Raw genomic sequence first — 429 nt, 5'->3', positions numbered from 1 at the left:
AAGAAAATCACCGTCATCAGCTCCACCAACGACCGGGCGCTTGCCGTATCGAGCTGGCTTGCCGGCGGCATCGTGCGGGCCGGCGCGGCCGATCGCGAACGGCTGGAATCGCTGGGCGTGCGCGTTGCCGACGCATCCGAGTTCGGCGGCGGCATCATCAATCACGACCTCTTCCTGTCGAACCCGGAAGTGCAGCAGGTGGTGAAGCGGGCGATCGACCGGGCGAACTGAGGGGTCCGACGCCTGCGCTGGACATCGCCGCCGGCATGTGGCTCCCTTCCTCTCCACAGGCAAGGGACCCCACCATGACGATCGAAACCTGGCTCGCCTTCGCGGCCGCCTCCGCCGTTCTGCTGGTGATTCCCGGCGCCACGATCCTGCTCGTGGTGTCCTACGCGCTGGGCCAGGGCTGGCGCACCGCGCGCAACG

1 protein-coding gene is annotated in these 429 nt (G+C 68.1%); it reads left to right on the top strand.

Annotated elements, in window-relative coordinates; all coding sequences use genetic code 11:
- Positions 1 to 231: alpha/beta hydrolase (locus FEZ63_RS23395; RefSeq protein WP_150949576.1), on the top strand; the 231-nt coding region annotated here is incomplete at its 5' end.
- Positions 232 to 429 lie beyond the last annotated feature (198 nt).

Origin of the sequence: Microvirga brassicacearum (genome assembly GCF_008757455.1) — a bacterium.
In the GTDB taxonomy this organism is placed as follows: domain Bacteria; phylum Pseudomonadota; class Alphaproteobacteria; order Rhizobiales; family Beijerinckiaceae; genus Microvirga; species Microvirga brassicacearum.
The sequence above is the reverse complement of the archived record's forward strand: the minus strand, read 5'-3'. Positions and strand labels throughout refer to the sequence as shown.